Source organism: Desulfovibrio desulfuricans DSM 642 (assembly GCF_000420465.1).
Classification (GTDB): domain Bacteria; phylum Desulfobacterota; class Desulfovibrionia; order Desulfovibrionales; family Desulfovibrionaceae; genus Desulfovibrio; species Desulfovibrio desulfuricans.
This window is the reverse complement of sequence record NZ_ATUZ01000014.1, coordinates 298,159-312,955: the sequence shown is the minus strand read 5'-3', so window position 1 is coordinate 312,955 and position 14,797 is coordinate 298,159. Positions and strand designations below refer to the sequence as shown.

General features: G+C 60.2%; 12 protein-coding genes. 8 read left to right on the top strand and 4 right to left on the bottom strand.

Annotated features, from left to right (window positions below; translation table 11 throughout):
• Window positions 1–131: 131 nt before the first annotated feature.
• Window positions 132–1,292 (top strand): glycerate kinase, encoded by a 1,161-nt coding sequence (locus tag G449_RS0109515; RefSeq protein ID WP_022659084.1) that lies wholly within the window; start codon window positions 132–134, stop codon window positions 1,290–1,292.
• Between the two features lie 124 nt (window positions 1,293–1,416).
• Here G449_RS0109515 and G449_RS0109510 read toward each other — a convergent pair whose 3' ends face one another.
• Together G449_RS0109510 and hemW are read right to left on the bottom strand one after the other, a co-directional pair.
• The gene (locus tag G449_RS0109510) at window positions 1,417–2,064 is read right to left on the bottom strand and encodes a hypothetical protein (RefSeq protein ID WP_245559849.1); all 648 of its coding nucleotides are present in this window, start codon (window positions 2,062–2,064) and stop codon (window positions 1,417–1,419) included.
• A gap of 417 nt (window positions 2,065–2,481) precedes the next feature.
• Entirely contained in the window at window positions 2,482–3,771 is a 1,290-nt protein-coding gene (gene hemW / locus G449_RS16685) for a radical SAM family heme chaperone HemW (RefSeq protein WP_022659082.1), read from the bottom strand.
• Window positions 3,772–4,073: 302 nt separating this feature from the next.
• Here hemW and G449_RS0109500 point away from each other — a divergent pair, with 302 nt between their 5' ends.
• The 6 genes from G449_RS0109500 to sdhE all read left to right on the top strand — a co-directional run bounded on the left by G449_RS0109500 (window position 4,074) and on the right by sdhE (window position 11,769).
• Window positions 4,074–5,576 carry a leucyl aminopeptidase gene (locus G449_RS0109500; protein WP_027180874.1) on the top strand — a complete coding sequence of 501 codons (1,503 nt, stop codon included), beginning with the start codon at window positions 4,074–4,076 and terminating at the stop codon, window positions 5,574–5,576.
• Entirely contained in the window at window positions 5,576–7,093 is a 1,518-nt protein-coding gene (cobA, locus tag G449_RS0109495; RefSeq protein WP_022659080.1) for a uroporphyrinogen-III C-methyltransferase, read from the top strand. The genes G449_RS0109500 and cobA overlap by 1 nt, the downstream gene beginning before the upstream one ends.
• 3 nt (window positions 7,094–7,096) lie before the next feature.
• On the top strand, window positions 7,097–7,771 hold the full coding sequence (purN, locus tag G449_RS0109490; RefSeq protein WP_022659079.1) for a phosphoribosylglycinamide formyltransferase: 675 nt from the start codon (window positions 7,097–7,099) through the stop codon (window positions 7,769–7,771).
• A 347-nt stretch (window positions 7,772–8,118) separates the two neighbouring features.
• On the top strand, window positions 8,119–9,951 hold the full coding sequence (gene sdhA / locus G449_RS0109485; RefSeq protein WP_022659078.1) for an 8-methylmenaquinol:fumarate reductase flavoprotein subunit: 1,833 nt from the start codon (window positions 8,119–8,121) through the stop codon (window positions 9,949–9,951).
• The gene (locus G449_RS0109480) at window positions 9,951–10,910 is read left to right on the top strand and encodes a succinate dehydrogenase/fumarate reductase iron-sulfur subunit (RefSeq protein ID WP_022659077.1); all 960 of its coding nucleotides are present in this window, start codon (window positions 9,951–9,953) and stop codon (window positions 10,908–10,910) included. Before sdhA ends, G449_RS0109480 begins: the two co-directional genes overlap by 1 nt.
• Window positions 10,911–10,914: 4 nt before the next feature.
• Window positions 10,915–11,769, top strand: a complete 855-nt coding sequence (gene sdhE / locus G449_RS0109475) for an 8-methylmenaquinol:fumarate reductase membrane anchor subunit (protein ID WP_022659076.1) — start codon at window positions 10,915–10,917, stop codon at window positions 11,767–11,769.
• A gap of 185 nt (window positions 11,770–11,954) precedes the next feature.
• Here the strand turns inward: sdhE and G449_RS0109470 are convergent, their stop codons facing one another.
• Together G449_RS0109470 and cysK are read right to left on the bottom strand one after the other, a co-directional pair.
• Window positions 11,955–12,896: a chemotaxis protein gene (locus G449_RS0109470; RefSeq protein WP_022659075.1), complete on the bottom strand. Its 942-nt coding sequence runs from the start codon at window positions 12,894–12,896 to the stop codon at window positions 11,955–11,957.
• Between the two features lie 254 nt (window positions 12,897–13,150).
• Window positions 13,151–14,062: a cysteine synthase A gene (cysK, locus tag G449_RS0109465; protein ID WP_022659074.1), complete on the bottom strand. Its 912-nt coding sequence runs from the start codon at window positions 14,060–14,062 to the stop codon at window positions 13,151–13,153.
• Between the two features lie 170 nt (window positions 14,063–14,232).
• On the opposite strand from cysK, the gene G449_RS0109460 reads away from it, so the two are divergent.
• Window positions 14,233–14,694 carry a nuclear transport factor 2 family protein gene (locus G449_RS0109460; protein ID WP_022659073.1) on the top strand — a complete coding sequence of 154 codons (462 nt, stop codon included), beginning with the start codon at window positions 14,233–14,235 and terminating at the stop codon, window positions 14,692–14,694.
• Window positions 14,695–14,797 lie beyond the last annotated feature (103 nt).

The following is a 14,797-nucleotide window of genomic DNA, read 5'->3' as shown; positions in this document are numbered from 1 at the left end:
GGCTGTCGGCATTTGTTGTTGGTGCAGATAAGGCCAGTCCCCGCAGCACCTGTTCATTCGGCCAGTTGTGCCCTATGCTGGGGCATCGCGGCGCGTGACGCGCCGCAGATTCCTGCCGTTCTGGAGGTGGTATGAAGATCGTCATCGCGCCCGACTCGTACAAGGAATGCCTGTCTGCCCTGCAAGTGGCCCTTTCCATCGAATCCGGCTTTCGCGAGGTTTTTCCCGATGCGGTCTACGTCAAGGTTCCTGTGGCAGACGGCGGCGAAGGCACAGTGGAAGCCATGGTGGAAGCCACGGCAGGCCGCCGGGTGGATACCACGGTACGCGGCCCGCTGGGCGACCCGGTGGATGCTTTTTACGGCCTGACCGGCGATGGCAAAACCGCAGTGATCGAAATGGCCGCAGCCAGCGGCCTGGCCCTTGTGCCGCCCCACTTGCGCAATCCCCTCAATACCACCAGCTACGGCACGGGCCAGCTTATCCGCTCTGCGCTGGATGCCGGCGCGCGCAAGTTCATTCTGGGCATTGGCGGCAGCGCCACCAACGAAGGCGGCGCTGGCATGCTTCAGGCTCTGGGGGTGCGGCTGCTGGATGGTCAGGGGCAGGAAATCGAGCCCACCGGCATGGGCCTTGGCAGGCTTGCGCGCATAGACATGTCCGCCTTTGACGCCCGCCTTGCCGACTGCGTCATCGATGTTGCCTGCGATGTGGACAACCCACTCTGCGGCCCGCGCGGCGCATCGGCCATTTTTGGCCCGCAGAAAGGGGCCACGCCTGAAATGGTGCAGCAGCTCGACGGCTATTTGCAGAACTTTGCGGCCATCGCGCGCCGCGACCTCGGCGTGGACATGGCGGACATGCCCGGCGCTGGCGCGGCTGGCGGCATGGGCGCGGCCATGTTCGCCTTTTTGAAAGGGCGGCTGCGCCCCGGCAGCGAGATTGTGACCGAAGCCGTGGGCCTGGACGCGCATGTGCGCGATGCTGATATCGTTGTTACCGGCGAGGGCCGCATTGACGGGCAGACGGCCTTTGGCAAAACTCCTGTGGGCGTTGCCCGCGTGGCAAAGCGTTACAACAAGCCGGTTATAGCCATTGGCGGTTCACTGCGGGCCGATGTGGACGCCGTATTTGCCCACGGCATTGACGCGGTTTCAAGCGTGCTCTACCGCCCCTGCACCATTGACGAGGCGCTTACCGAGGGCAATGAAAATCTGCGCAGAACAGCCCGCAACATAGCCGCCATCCTTTCCATGGGCCTGAACCTTGGCGCATGCCGCGCGGGCAGGTAGGCAGATTCGCAGCGCCCCCTGCCAGACGTATGCATCATAAAAAAACAGCCACACTTTTTGCGGTGTGGCCGTTTTTTATGTTCTCGATCTTGCGGAGTTCACCCCGCGAGGTTTTCTGCTCTGCTTAGGCCTTCTTGGCGCGCAGGCCCGCAAAGGCCAGAATCACGCCCAGGGCAATGCCCAGCGCCGCCGCAAACACCACCTGAAAATGGGCGGGCAGCATAAAGGTGATGGTGTGCGCGGGAATCCAGAAGAACGGAATGGTCTTCTTGAGCACAAAGCTCCACATGGAATTCCAGTCGATGGTGCGGAACAGGGCCGCCACGTCAGGCTTGGTGCACAGGCTGTTGAGCGTGCCGCCGGTGGCCGCAATATGCAGGTCGGTGAGCTTGTGGGTAATCATCAGCACCGGTGCGAACAACGTGTTGATGAGCACGCTGATGGAAAAAGACATGAGCAGCTTGGCACCAAAGGTCGTGGGAGCGCCCGAAAGCAGACCCATTTCGTTGAGCAGTTTGAACGTGCCCGCGCCGTACACGGTAAAGGCAATCTTGATGCCTATGCCCAGAAAACCCCAGATAATCGCCTTGGGCAAAACGCCAAAACCAGGCCTGTTATACACACCTGCGGTAATGCGCAGGGCAATGCATTCGCCAAGGGTAGCCAGAATGGCAAACTTGAGAAAGCTCATGCCAAAAGGATACTGGGCAGTCAGGCTGATAAAGCCCTCAAGCGCCCCAGGCCCAAAAGCCAGCCAACCGAACGCCGCCAAACAAACGCCTAAAACCACAAAATCCTTTTGCCGCATACCCTCTCTCCGTATTCTCGTTGACGCTCAGGGACTGTTGACGCTGTGAGAAATCTTGTTCCCTGCCAGGGATGGAAGCCTTTTTGTGAAAGGAGTGTACACATAGGTACTCAACTGGAATAAAAAGGCTTTCTGACGCAGGCAGGGGCAAAGGAGCCATAGCGTGAACAGGCCCAAATCGGTTGGTCCCGCGCCGCGCGTAACCGCAGGCGGCGGGGAAGGATCAGCCATAGCCGCGCAAGGGCGCGGGCAATTCGCATCAGCCGAGCAGACGGAGGGGGGTACCGTCAAGACCGGCTGCCGCATACTAGTGGCATTTTTGCCCCGCGTAAACACCGGCCTTGCGCAAACCAGCACAGCGGCCTCACTCCTGAATGCAAATCAGGCGCTGGGCCAGCGTACCGGGCGGATTTCCGGGCTGTCTTCGTGCAGCGCACTCTGCTCTGCTGTTCCTTCGGGAGATTCCACGGCCTGGGGCTTCAGCCCGCCGGAAAGCGCCGCCTGCTTGAGTACCTCGCGGGTGCGGGCAAACAGGTTGCTGAGAATGGAGTTGGAAACCAGCATACCACTACGGGTCAGCCGCATATAGCCCTGCCGGATGCGGATAAGCCCGTTTTCGTGCAGGGCCTGCACCAGCCGCTGGTGATCGCGCACAAAGTCGCGCCCGGTCATTTCGCGGTACTCTTTTACGCGTAGACCCCGCGCCGTGCGCAGGCGCAGCATCAAAAGCTCGAGCACGCGCGTTTCGGGCGTGAGTTCTTCCACAGTCTGGGCCAGATTCCCCTCGCGGGTGCGGGCGTTCCAGGCGGCCTGACTTGACGGATTTGTCCAGCGGCGGTTGTTGATGGTGGACGTGGCCGAAGGGCCAAGACCAAGATAGTCTTCCCCCTCCCAGTAGCCCATGTTGTGGCGGCACTGAAACCCCATGCGGGCGAAATTGGAAATTTCATAGTGCAGGTAGCCGTGTTGCTCAAGCATGGCAGCGCCTTCCATGAACATGATGTTCTGGTCGCGCTCCGGCGGCAGGGTCAGGCGGCCTTCTTCCACATCAAGCTCCAGCGGGGTTCCCGGCTCAAGCGTGAGGCCGTAGGCGGAAATATGGTCGGGAGTCATGCGGATGACATCCTTGAGCGTTTGCAGCCACTGGCGCACGCTCTGCCCCGGCAGGCCCCACATGAGATCAAGGTTGATGTTGGCGCAGCCCGCCTCCCGCGCCAGAAAGGCCACGTGCAGACTGTCCTGCGCCTTGTGCGGACGGCCCAGCATGCGCAGCATGCCTTCGTCCATACTCTGCACGCCGATGGAAAGGCGGTTGATGCCCGCATCCAGATACTGGGCCGCGCGGTGCCCGCCGCGCAGGGATTCCGGATTGGCCTCAAGCGTCACCTCGGCCTTGGGCACGAGCCTGAAATACTTGTTAATGCGCTCCATGGTCAGGCCGATGATGCGCGGCGAAAGCAGGCTGGGCGTCCCCCCGCCAAAAAAGACAGACTGCACCTCGCTGCCGCCAAGCTGATCGCCCCAGTGGGCAAGCTCCAGGAACAGGGTATCCACGTAGTCGCGCACGGCTGGGGAGGCAGCCGCATCAACGCCGCGCCCCAGCGGGCTTGAATGAAAAGCGCAGTAGCGGCAGCGCGTGGAGCAAAAGGGAACATGTATATAAAGCAGCATAAGCGATCCTGTGAGTGACAAAAAAACGACGCTCCGCCTGCGTATAAGGCCCTGCGGAACAAAGAAAAAACCAGCGTTGCAGCAAACTGGCAACAGATATGAACAAAAGCTGCAAGGAATATGCCCGCATCTGCCGCCGTGCCGGGAATTCCGCGCGCAGGCGGCTGCCCGCCCTTGGCAAAAACGCGGCGGCGAAGTATATTCACCAATTGGAACACGGCGCAAGCGCCCTGCGGCCTTCCGCCGCATCTTTCACCGCGCTGGCGGCCTGTACGCAACGCACTTTCAGGAGACGCAGCTCTATGGATATACGCTTTCAGAATCTCGGACCGGAACAATGGAAAGGGGACGTTCTGCTGGCCCCCGTCTGCCAGGACGAAGCCCTGCTTGAGCAGGTTCCTGAACTGGACAAGGTTGCTCCCTGGCTGGTCATAGCCCCTGCCCTGCGCGACTTCAAGGGCAAGACGGGCGAACTGGCCCTTCTGCACGGGCATCCCGACCTTTCCGTTCCCCGCGTGCTGGCCGTGGGCCTTGGCCCGAGGGAAAAGGTCTCCACCGCCGACATCCGCAAGGCCATTGCCGCCGCAGTGCAACTGTGCCGCAAGCAGGGCTACACGTCCATAGTGCTGCCCGAACCGGCTCTGGCAAAACTGCCCGGAGGCCGCGAACGGCTGGTGGAAGAATGCGTATGCGCCGCCCAGCTTGCCCTGTACCGCTTTACGGCCCTCAAAAAGTCCGATGAGGACGAAACCGCCGATCCGCAGTGGCTGGCCGTGGCCTTTGACGGCCAGGAAGTGCCGGACGCCGCCCACGCCGCCGCCCGCAGGGGTGAAAACGCCGCCTGGGCCGTGAGCCTGGCCCGCGACCTTGCCACCACGCCGCCCAACCTGCTCTACCCCGAAATGCTGGCCCAGAAGGCGCAGGAACTGGCGCGCGAAAAAGGCTTTGCCTGCACCGTGCTGGACGAAACCGATCTGGAAAAGGAAGGCATGGGCTGCCTCATGGCCGTGGGCCAGGGTTCGGGCCGTCCGCCCCGCCTCATCGTGCTGGAGCACGCCCCCGCCGGGCATGAACAGGACAAGCCCCTCGTGCTTGTGGGCAAGGGCATCACCTTTGATACGGGCGGCATCAGCCTCAAGCCCGCCGCCAACATGCACCAGATGAAGGCCGACATGACCGGCGCCGCAACGGTGCTGGCCACTGTGGCGGCCCTTGCGCAGGAAGACGCGCCCCGCCGCGTGGTGGGCCTGCTGGCCTGCGCCGAAAACATGCCCGGTGGCCGCGCCATGCGCCCCGGCGATGTGGTGCGCGCCGCCAATGGCGACACTGTTGAAATCCAGAATACCGATGCGGAAGGCCGCCTTGCCCTGTGCGATGCACTGGCCTACGCCCAGAAAACATGGGTTCCGGCTGCTGTGGTTGATATTGCCACCCTCACCGGGGCCTGCGCCGTTGCGCTGGGGACCCAGCTTGCGGGTCTGTTCAGCGATGATGCCGACCTTGCCGAGCGCATCCGCGCGGCAGGCGGCGCTTGCGGCGAAGAGTACTGGCCCCTGCCGCTGTGGAAGCCCTATGTTGAATCGCTCAAAAGCGAAGTGGCCGATATTTGCCACATGGGCCCGCGCGAAGGCGGGGCCATCAACGCCGCGCTCTTTTTGCAACACTTTATTCAAGAGGGCGTGCGCTGGGCCCATCTGGACATTGCCGGGGTAGACTGGGCCGCCAAGGCCACACCCCTTGCTCCGGCAGGGCCCACGGCCTTTGGCGCGCGTACGCTGCTCGATCTCGCCAGGGGAGGCGTATAATGAAGGTATTTCTCATCGGAGCCGGACCCGGCGATCCGGGCCTGCTGACCATCAAGGGGCGTGACGCCCTGGCCGCCGCCGATGTGGTGGTATACGACGCCCTGGCAAACGACAGTCTGCTCTCTTACGCCCGCCCCGATGCGGAAAAAATCTATGTGGGCAAGGTGGCGGGCAACCACGCCCTGCCGCAGGATCAGATCAACGCCCTCCTGGTCAGCAAGGCCAAGGAAGGCAACGTTGTGGCCCGCCTGAAAGGCGGCGACCCCTATATCTTTGGACGCGGCGGCGAAGAAGGCGAGGAACTGGCGGCTGCGGGCATTCCCTTTGAAGAGGTGCCCGGCATCAGCAGCACCATAGCCGCCCCCGCCTATGCGGGCATTCCCGTGACTCACAGGGATTTTGCCTCTTCCGTGACCATCATCACCGGGCACGAAAATCCGGACAAGCCAGGCTCCGTGCACAACTGGGAGGCCCTTGCCGCCAGCGCCTCCACCCTGGTCTTTGTGATGGGCATGAAAAACCTGCCCGACATCGCCCGCAATCTGCTTGAAGCTGGCATGGACCCGCACACCCCGGCGGCGCTTATCTATCGCGGCACCACGCCCTACCAGCGCAGCCTTGTGGATACCCTGGCCCGTCTGCCCCAGGCTGCGGTAGAAGCCAAATTCACCAACCCTTCGGTCATTCTTGTGGGCAAGGTTGCCGCCCTGCGCGACACCCTTGGCTGGTTTGAAAAAAAGCCGCTGTTTGGCCGCAGCATTGTTGTGACCCGCGCGCGCGAGCAGGCCAGTGGCCTCGCCCAGAGCCTCACAGCGCTGGGGGCCGAGGTCATCCAGTGCCCCACCATTGAAATCAGCCCTCTGGCCGATTACGCCGAACTTGACGCGGCTCTGGGCAATCTTGCCAGCTACCGCTGGGTTATCTTTACCTCGGTCAATGGCGTAAAGCACTTCTGGCTGCGGCTGGCAAAGGCGGGCAAGGACAGCCGCGCGCTCGGCAACTGCAAGGTGGCCGCCATCGGCCCCGCCACAGCCGATGCCCTGACCGAACGCGGCATCACCCCCGATTTCATTCCCGAGCGCTACATGGCCGAGGGTGTGCTCGAAGGCCTGCTGGCCCTTGAAAACGGCAACGTGGCAGGCATGCGCTTTTTGCTGCCCCGCGCCGCCAAGGCCCGCGAAGTGCTGCCCGAAGAACTGCGCAAGGCAGGGGCCGTGGTGGACGTTATTTCCGCCTACGAAACCGTGCCCGCCGCGCACAAAAGGGACGAAGTGCTCGAACGCATCAACGCTGGCACCCTGAACTGCGTGACCTTCGGCTCCTCCTCCACGGTGGAGAACTTCCTCGCCCTTATCCCGGCTGCAATCCTCAAGATGCACCCGGAAGTGAAGCTGGCCGCCATCGGGCCGGTAACGGCAGAAACGCTGAAAAAAAACGGCCTTACCTGCAACATCATGCCCATGGATTACACCATCCCGGCACTGGTGGACGCCCTGAAAACGTACTTTGCGAGATAAGACATGCCCCTGAATATCGCCATACTGGCCTCCGGCAGCGGCACAAACGCTCAGGCCATGATCGACAAGGCCGCCCAGGGCGTGCTGGACGTGAACATTGCCCTGATCGTTTGCAACCGCCCCGGTGCGGGTGTTGTGAGCCGTGCGGAAAAGGCGGGCATTCCCTGCCTTGTACTGGATCACACAAACTTTCCCGATCGCGCGAGCTTTGACGCCCGCATGGTTAAAGCACTGCGCGAAGCCGGGGTCGAACTTGTGGTGCTGGCGGGCTATATGCGGCTGCTGACCCCGGTATTCCTTGAGGCATTTGCCGGAAGGGTCATCAACATCCACCCGGCGCTGCTGCCAAGCTTTCCCGGCGTGCACGGCGGTGCCGATGCCGTCAATTACGGCGTCAAGGTTTCCGGCTGCACCGTGCATTTTGTGGAAGAAAAGGTGGACAGCGGCCCGGTGCTGATTCAGGCCGTTGTGCCGGTCAACGCTGGCGAAAGCGAGGACGACCTCATGAGCCGCATCCATGTGATGGAGCACCGCATCTATCCTCAGGCAATCCAGTGGCTGGCTCAGGGCCGTATAGACGTGCAGGGGCGGCAGGTGCACCTCAAGCCCGGCAACAGCCCCCGTGCGCCGCACGATGGCGACTGGCTCGTATGGCCGCCGCTGGAACAGGGATTCTAACTGCTGCCAGCGGTAAGTTCTAGAACGACATGGTGAGGAGGCTCTTTTATCAAAGAGCCTCCTTTTTTTGACTGTTTTCATAACATACGGCGCTGAAAGTTCCGCCGCGGCCCATCCTTGCACCCGCCGCCCCGACCGATTTCATTACTTACAAAAGTTTCAAAACTTACAAATCAAGAATCCGCGTTGCTCTGGCGCGATTTGGTGTGTTATTTTTCACTATCAACAGAGCATACTTTTATTCCTTGCTCAATCAATCAGTTTTTTGCCGTCCTTTCCGCCACAAGTACTTTCTTGCACAACCGCTGGAAATAACGGCAAATCCACCTACTTTTGAGGAAACCCTTATGACGCAGCAGTTTACCCGCAGAAAGTTTCTGCAATCGGCCTGCATCACCATCAGCGCGCTGACGGTGAACATGAGCGGCATTGAAAAAGCTCTTGCCGCAGCCGCTGGTGTCGGCCCCCTGGCCACCTGCGACATCCTGATCATCGGATCGGGTGGAGCTGGCCTGCGAGCCGCCGTGGCAGCCCTGCAAAAAAATCCCAAACTCAATGTGGTTGTGGTCAGCAAATGCATGCCCTCGCGCAGCGCCACCTGTATGGCCGAAGGCGGCATCAACGGCGTCACCGATTTCAGCAAGGGCGACTCCTACGAGCTGCACTGCTTTGATACCGTGAAGGGCGGCGATTATCTGGTTGACCAGGAATCCACGCTCAAATTCTGCGAACAGGCAGGCCCCGCCATCCTCGAGCTGGATTATCTGGGCATGCCCTTCTCCCGCACGGCTGAAGGCAAGGTCAAGGCCCGTCCCTTTGGCGGCGCTTCCAAGGTGCGTTGCAACTATTCCGCCGACAAAACCGGCCACATCGTTGCCCACACCTGCCTGGACGATGCCCTGAGCCACGGCGTCAAATTCCTCATGGATCACGAGCTGCTTGACGTGGCCGTGGATAATGGCCGCTGCGAAGGCGCCGTGCTGCGCAACATCCGCACCGGCGAAATCGCCCCTGTGCGCGCCAAGGCAGTGGTGCTTGCCACCGGCGGCTATACCCGCATTTTCTGGAACCGCACCTCCACACCCTACATTGCCACAGGCGACGGCGTAGCCGCTGCACTGCGCGCAGGCATTCCCTTCAAGGATGCCGAAATGGTGCAGTTCCACCCCACGGGCGTGGTGCACGGCGGCGTGCTGATTACCGAAGCGGCCCGCGGCGAAGGCGGCTATCTGCTCAATAACAAGGGCGAACGCTTCATGAAGGCTTACGCCCCCGCCAAGATGGAACTTGGACCCCGCGACATCGTGGCCCGCGCTATCGAGACGGAAATCCGCGAGGGTCGTGGCTACGGCCAGGGCCTGGAAGCCTATGTGCTGCTTGACCTGAGGCACCTCGGCAAGGAAAAGATCGTGCATGATCTGCCGCAGATCCGCCACGTTGGCAAGCTTTTTGAAAATATCGACCTTGTGGACAAGCCCATGGTCATCCGCCCCACGGCCCACTACTCCATGGGCGGCATTGACGTGAACACCTTTGACGACATGGCCACGGTTGTGCCCGGCCTGTTTGCCGCTGGTGAAGCTTCGTGCGTGTCCATCCACGGCGCAAACCGCCTTGGCGGCAACTCGCTGGCCGATGCCGTGGTGACGGGCAAAATCGCCGGTAACGGCGCGGCGGCCTTTGCCAGCCATGCTGATTTTGGCGCTGGCAAACGCCTCACCGATCTGACCGCCCGCTGGCAGGATCGCTTCCGCAACACCACCAACGGCGGCGATGCCAAGCAGATGTATACCATCCGCGAAGAAATGGGCGCGCAGCTCTGGGACAACATGGGTATCTTCCGCACCCAGGCCAAGCTCGGCTCCCTGAGCAGCACCCTTGCCGACCTGCGTTCGCGCTACGATGCCCTGCGCGTCCCCAACGCCAACCCCGTCTACAATACGGTGTTCACCGAATATGTGGAGCTGGGCAACATGCTGCAACTGGCCCAGGCCGCCTGCCTTGCCGCCTCAGAGCGCAAGGAATCTCGCGGCGCACACACCCGCGAGGACTTCCCCAAGCGTGACGATGCCAACTTCCTCAAGCACAGCATGGTCACCATGGACGACAGCGGCAAAATGCGCATGGGCTGGAAGGAAGTGGAAATCACCAAATTCAAGCCTGAGGAGCGGAAGTACTAATGCCCACTATCATCATTGACCGCTTTGACGGCAAAAACAGTTTTGAGCAGAGCTACAAACTTGATCCGGCGGACGTGGCGGGCAAGACCGTGCTCAACACCCTGCTGTTCATCAAGCAGACCCAGGATCCCACGCTGAACTTCACGGCCTCCTGCCGCTGCGCCATTTGCGGCGCGTGTGCGGTGCGCGTCAACGGGCATGCGATTCTGGCCTGCGACACCAAGATGGAAGACCTCGCCAAAACCTACGGTTCGGACACCTTCCACATTTCGCCTCTGGCGAACTTCAAGGTTATTTCCGACCTTGTTGTGGACTGGGAACCCGCCATGGAAAACCTGCGCAAGGTGCATCCGGGCATGGTGGCAAAATCCGAATTCTCCATGAAGGAAGGCTGCCGCCAGAACCAGAAGGAATTCGACCGCATCATCAAGCAGTGGGACTGCATCCTTTGCGGCGCGTGCGCCTCTGAGTGCAACAAGCTCAGCGCCGACCGCAGCGACTACATGGAACCCTTTGTCTTCACCCACGCATGGCGCGTGGCCAACGATTCGCGCACCAAGGATCCCTTGCTGCACGGCAAGCCCGCCGTGGCGGGCGGCCTGTGGAACTGCGTGCATTGTCAGGAATGCGCCAGCCGCTGCCCCAAGGGCATCAGCGCAGCCGACGACATCGCCGGCCTGCGGGCCATGGTTATGGCCAAGGGCATGACCGACGGCGTTGGCCCGGCCCACGCCAAGTCGTTCTACACCGATCTGGTGGACGATTCCGGCCGCCTCAACGAAGTGCGCCTTGCCCTGCGCACCGAAGGCATCAGCACCATTGCCCGCGCGGGCATGGCTGTGACCCTGCTGCGCCAGGGCAAGATGAATCCGCTTGAGGCCTTTGGCGGCGAAACCATTGAAGGGCATGACGCTCTGGTGAAGATGATTCAGGCGGCCCATGCCGCAGAGAAGGAGTAGCCGTATGCAGACCGAATTCGCCTTTTTTCCCGGCTGCGTGCTGACTCAGGCCGCCAAGGAATCCAAGATGGCTCTTGAGGCCGTGGCCCCAAGGCTTGGCATCAAACTCAAGGAAATCCCCGGCTGGAGTTGCTGCGGCGCTTCTCAGGCTCAGGATGTGGACCCCGTGGCGACCCTGGTTGCCAACGCCCGCAACATTGCCCTGGCCGAAAAAATGGGCCTGCCCGTGCTGACCTCGTGCAGCACCTGCCTGCTCATGCTGCGCCGCGCCAAGGCCGAACTTGACGGCGGCAAAAAGGACCGTATCAACACCTTTCTTGCCAAGGGCAACATGACCTATCACGGCACCAGCGAGGTCACCAGCCTGCTCTGGGTTCTGGCGCAAAACGCCCAGACTCTCAAGAGCAAGGTGACCAAGCCGCTTACGGGTCTTAAAGTGGCGGCTTTTTATGGCTGTCACAGCCTGCGGCCCGAATCCGCCCTTGGCTTTGAAAGCTCGGTGAATCCCTCAAGCTTTGAGACCGTGGTGGCCGCCCTTGGCGGGCAGACGGTCCCCTTTGCCAAGCGGCTGGACTGCTGCGGCTTCCACGCCGTGTATCCGGCGGAAAAATCCGTCATGCGCATGACCAGCCAGATTGTGGACAGCGCGGCTACTTCCGGCGCGGCCTGCATCGTAACCCCCTGCCCGCTCTGCCAGATGCAGCTCGACATTTATCAGGAAGCAGCGCAGGATATAGCCAAGTCAAAAGCCCGTATGCCCGTGCTGCACCTTTCGCAGCTGGTGGGCCTTGCCCTCGGTATTCCCGGCAAGGAACTGGGCCTTGCCTACAACGTGATTGACGCCACCAAGATGGGCTAACCAGCCCTGAAATAGTGACAAAAGGCGGCCCCTACCCCTGGCCGCCCCATGCGCGCCCCCTCTCGTGTCCCTACCCGAGAGGGGGTTGCGCGTTAAACAATCGCAAACCTTTCAATACAAGAAGGCCCTCTCCCATTAATGATCAATGGGAAAGGGCCTTCAGAACATTTTAAGCGAAAACTGCCTTAACCCCAGGCTTCGGTCACCAGATCATACAACTTGACGGAAAGCACCTTGAGGTCGGGCTTGGTGTACTGCACATCAGCCCCCACAACCGCGCACTTCTTGGCCAGGGCATCGTTGATCATGGAAGAAAAGATGGCCACTGGCAGCTTTTTAAGGACTTTTTCTTCCTTGATGTGTTTGCACAGGGCCAAGCCGTCCATGCCGGGCATTTCTATGTCCGTGATGACACCGTGAACGAAATCGGAAATGGGGCGATCTTCGGCTTCGCAGCGGTCGCGCAGAACCTTAAGGTAATCCCAGGCTTCCTGACCGTTGACCTTCTGCGTCACGGTAAAGCGGCCTTCCTTGTTGAGCAGATCAAGCAGCAGGCTGCGGATACTGCTAGAATCGTCCACATGCAGGATATTGTAAATTTTTTCCCCGCTGTGCCGCATGTCGGAGGAGTCAAAGCGCATGGCCATGGCCGGATGCAGTTCGGCCACAATGGCTTCAAGATCCAGCAAAAAGATCACGCGCTCTTCCAGCCGCACCACGCCCGTTACCGAGCTGCGGCTCACATTCTGCAAAAACTGCCCCGGCGCTTCCACATCCGTCCAGCTCAACCGATAGATGCGGTTGACCCCCGACACCAGAAAGCCCGTACATACGCCGTTGAATTCGGTGACGATAACCTTGGCGTCTTCGTTTTCAATGGGGCCGCTGCCCAAAAACTGGGCCATATCAATCAGCGGCACCACACGGCCATTGCGGTGCAGAAACGCGCCCAAAAGTGCTTTATGGCGCATTTCCGGCATGGCAGTCACCGGCTGGCGACGGCCAATTTCAACCACCTTGGCCACGTTAAGGCCATAGTGGGCTTCGTAACCGTCCTGGTTGACGAAAAATTCCACAATTTCCAGCTCGTTGGTGCCGGTTTCCAGCAGGATGTTGGTCTGCGCCATGGAAATGCTCTCCGTTGGGCTGAAGCCCGTTAATGTCGGACGGCAGACCTGAACTTGTTTGCTGCCAGCCGGTGAGCGAAGCTTACGCTGACTCTCTTATCGGTTGCCAAGTGCAAATATTTAGCCATGCAGGCCGAAAAGACAGTTTTTTTCATATTTTTCTGTTTCGCACAAAACGGGGAACATATCAAACTGAGTGTATTGGCATTGAAAATACCGTCATAAATTAGGTGCAAAACCAGCTTGCCAGCAGTTTATATTCCCTGAAACAACCGCGTTGACATGTAGCGTTCGCCTGTGTCGCAGGCAAAGGTAACAATATTCTTGTCCTGCATTTCTGGCCGCGCCGCAAGGTCAAGGGCCGCGCGCACGTTGGAACCTGTGGATATACCCGCCATGATGCCGTTCTCCATGAGCAGACGGGCGGTTCTTATGGCTTCCTCGCCGTCCATCTGGATAATCTCGTCCAAAAGCGCACGGTCAAGGATGGCTGGCACAAAGTCAGCGCCAATACCCTGAATAAGATGGGGGCCGGGTTTGCCGCCCGAGAGCACCGGCGAAGCGGCTGGCTCCACGGCAACCACCCTGAAGCCGGGGATGCGCTCCTTGAGGTACCTGCCCACGCCAGTGATGGTCGAGCCGGAGCCAACGCCCGCAACCAGCACGTCCATCTTGCCCACGCTGTCCTTGAAAATTTCCGGCCCGGTGGTCTTGTAGTGGGCCACCACAGCCTGTGGATTGGTAAACTGGCCAAGAACAAAGGCATCCTGTTCATCGGCAATGCGCTTTGCAGCGGCCACAGCGCCGCTCATGCCCTGTTCCGCCGGGGTGAGCACAAGCTCTGCGCCCATCGCCCGCAGCAGGTTGCGGCGCTCAACGCTCATGGATTCGGGCATGGTCAGTATGCAGCGAAAACCACGCACCGAGGCAACCAGGGCCATGCCTATGCCCATATTGCCGCTTGTGGCCTCCACCAGCACCCCACCCGGTTCAACGCGCCCTTCTTCCAGAGCTTCGCCAACAAGGTGAAAAGCAACGCGATCCTTGATGGAACCGCCGGGATTGCGATTTTCAAGCTTCAGCCAGACAGTGCCGGGCAGATCACGTGAAAGATCAAGCCGCAGCATGGGGGTGTTGCCAATGGTTTGTAAAATGCTGGTTAACATGAAAACATAAGCCTCACAGTAAAAAATACTAGGAAATCCGGCTCTATGGCAGATATTCGCTTTACAATGGGAGAGTTTTGCTTAACTCTTTACATATAACCATAGAAGAATCCGTGCACATTGGCAATTTTCGGTCTGGCCGCTCCAATAGCCCCTTCAGGGAGGATACCATGAAGATTCTGCAAGTAACCACTTTGTTCATAGCCCTTGTTATTGCCCTTTCCGGCGGGCTTGCCCACGCCAAGGCCGACACCGTGGCGCTGTATACCGAAGCCGTCATGACAGGCGACATCCCGGCCCTTGAAACCCTGCTGGCCCCCAACTACTGGCATATCAACGCCAACGGGCACATTGAGGACAAGGAACACTTCATCAACACCATCAAGAACAAGGAACTGGTCATTGACCGCCTTACCTTCACAAATGCCCGCACTGCACTGATCAGCGACGCCAAGCTCATCACCGGCACAGGCTACCTCAAGGCCAAGGCCACGCCTGCGCTGCCCGAAGGCCTCATGCGCATTACCGTGGTGGTCATTGCCAACAAGGGGCGCGAACAGGTGGTGCTGTTCCAGGCCACTCCTGTGATTGCCACCGAAGACTGCAACGACGGCAACTGCAAGATCCAGTAAGGTTAAAAATATATATTGGCCCGCACAGGGCCATCAGGCCGGGGCATATGCACCCGGCCTTTTTTGTGCAGGATTAATGCATGGACAGAAGAATAAAAAGCCG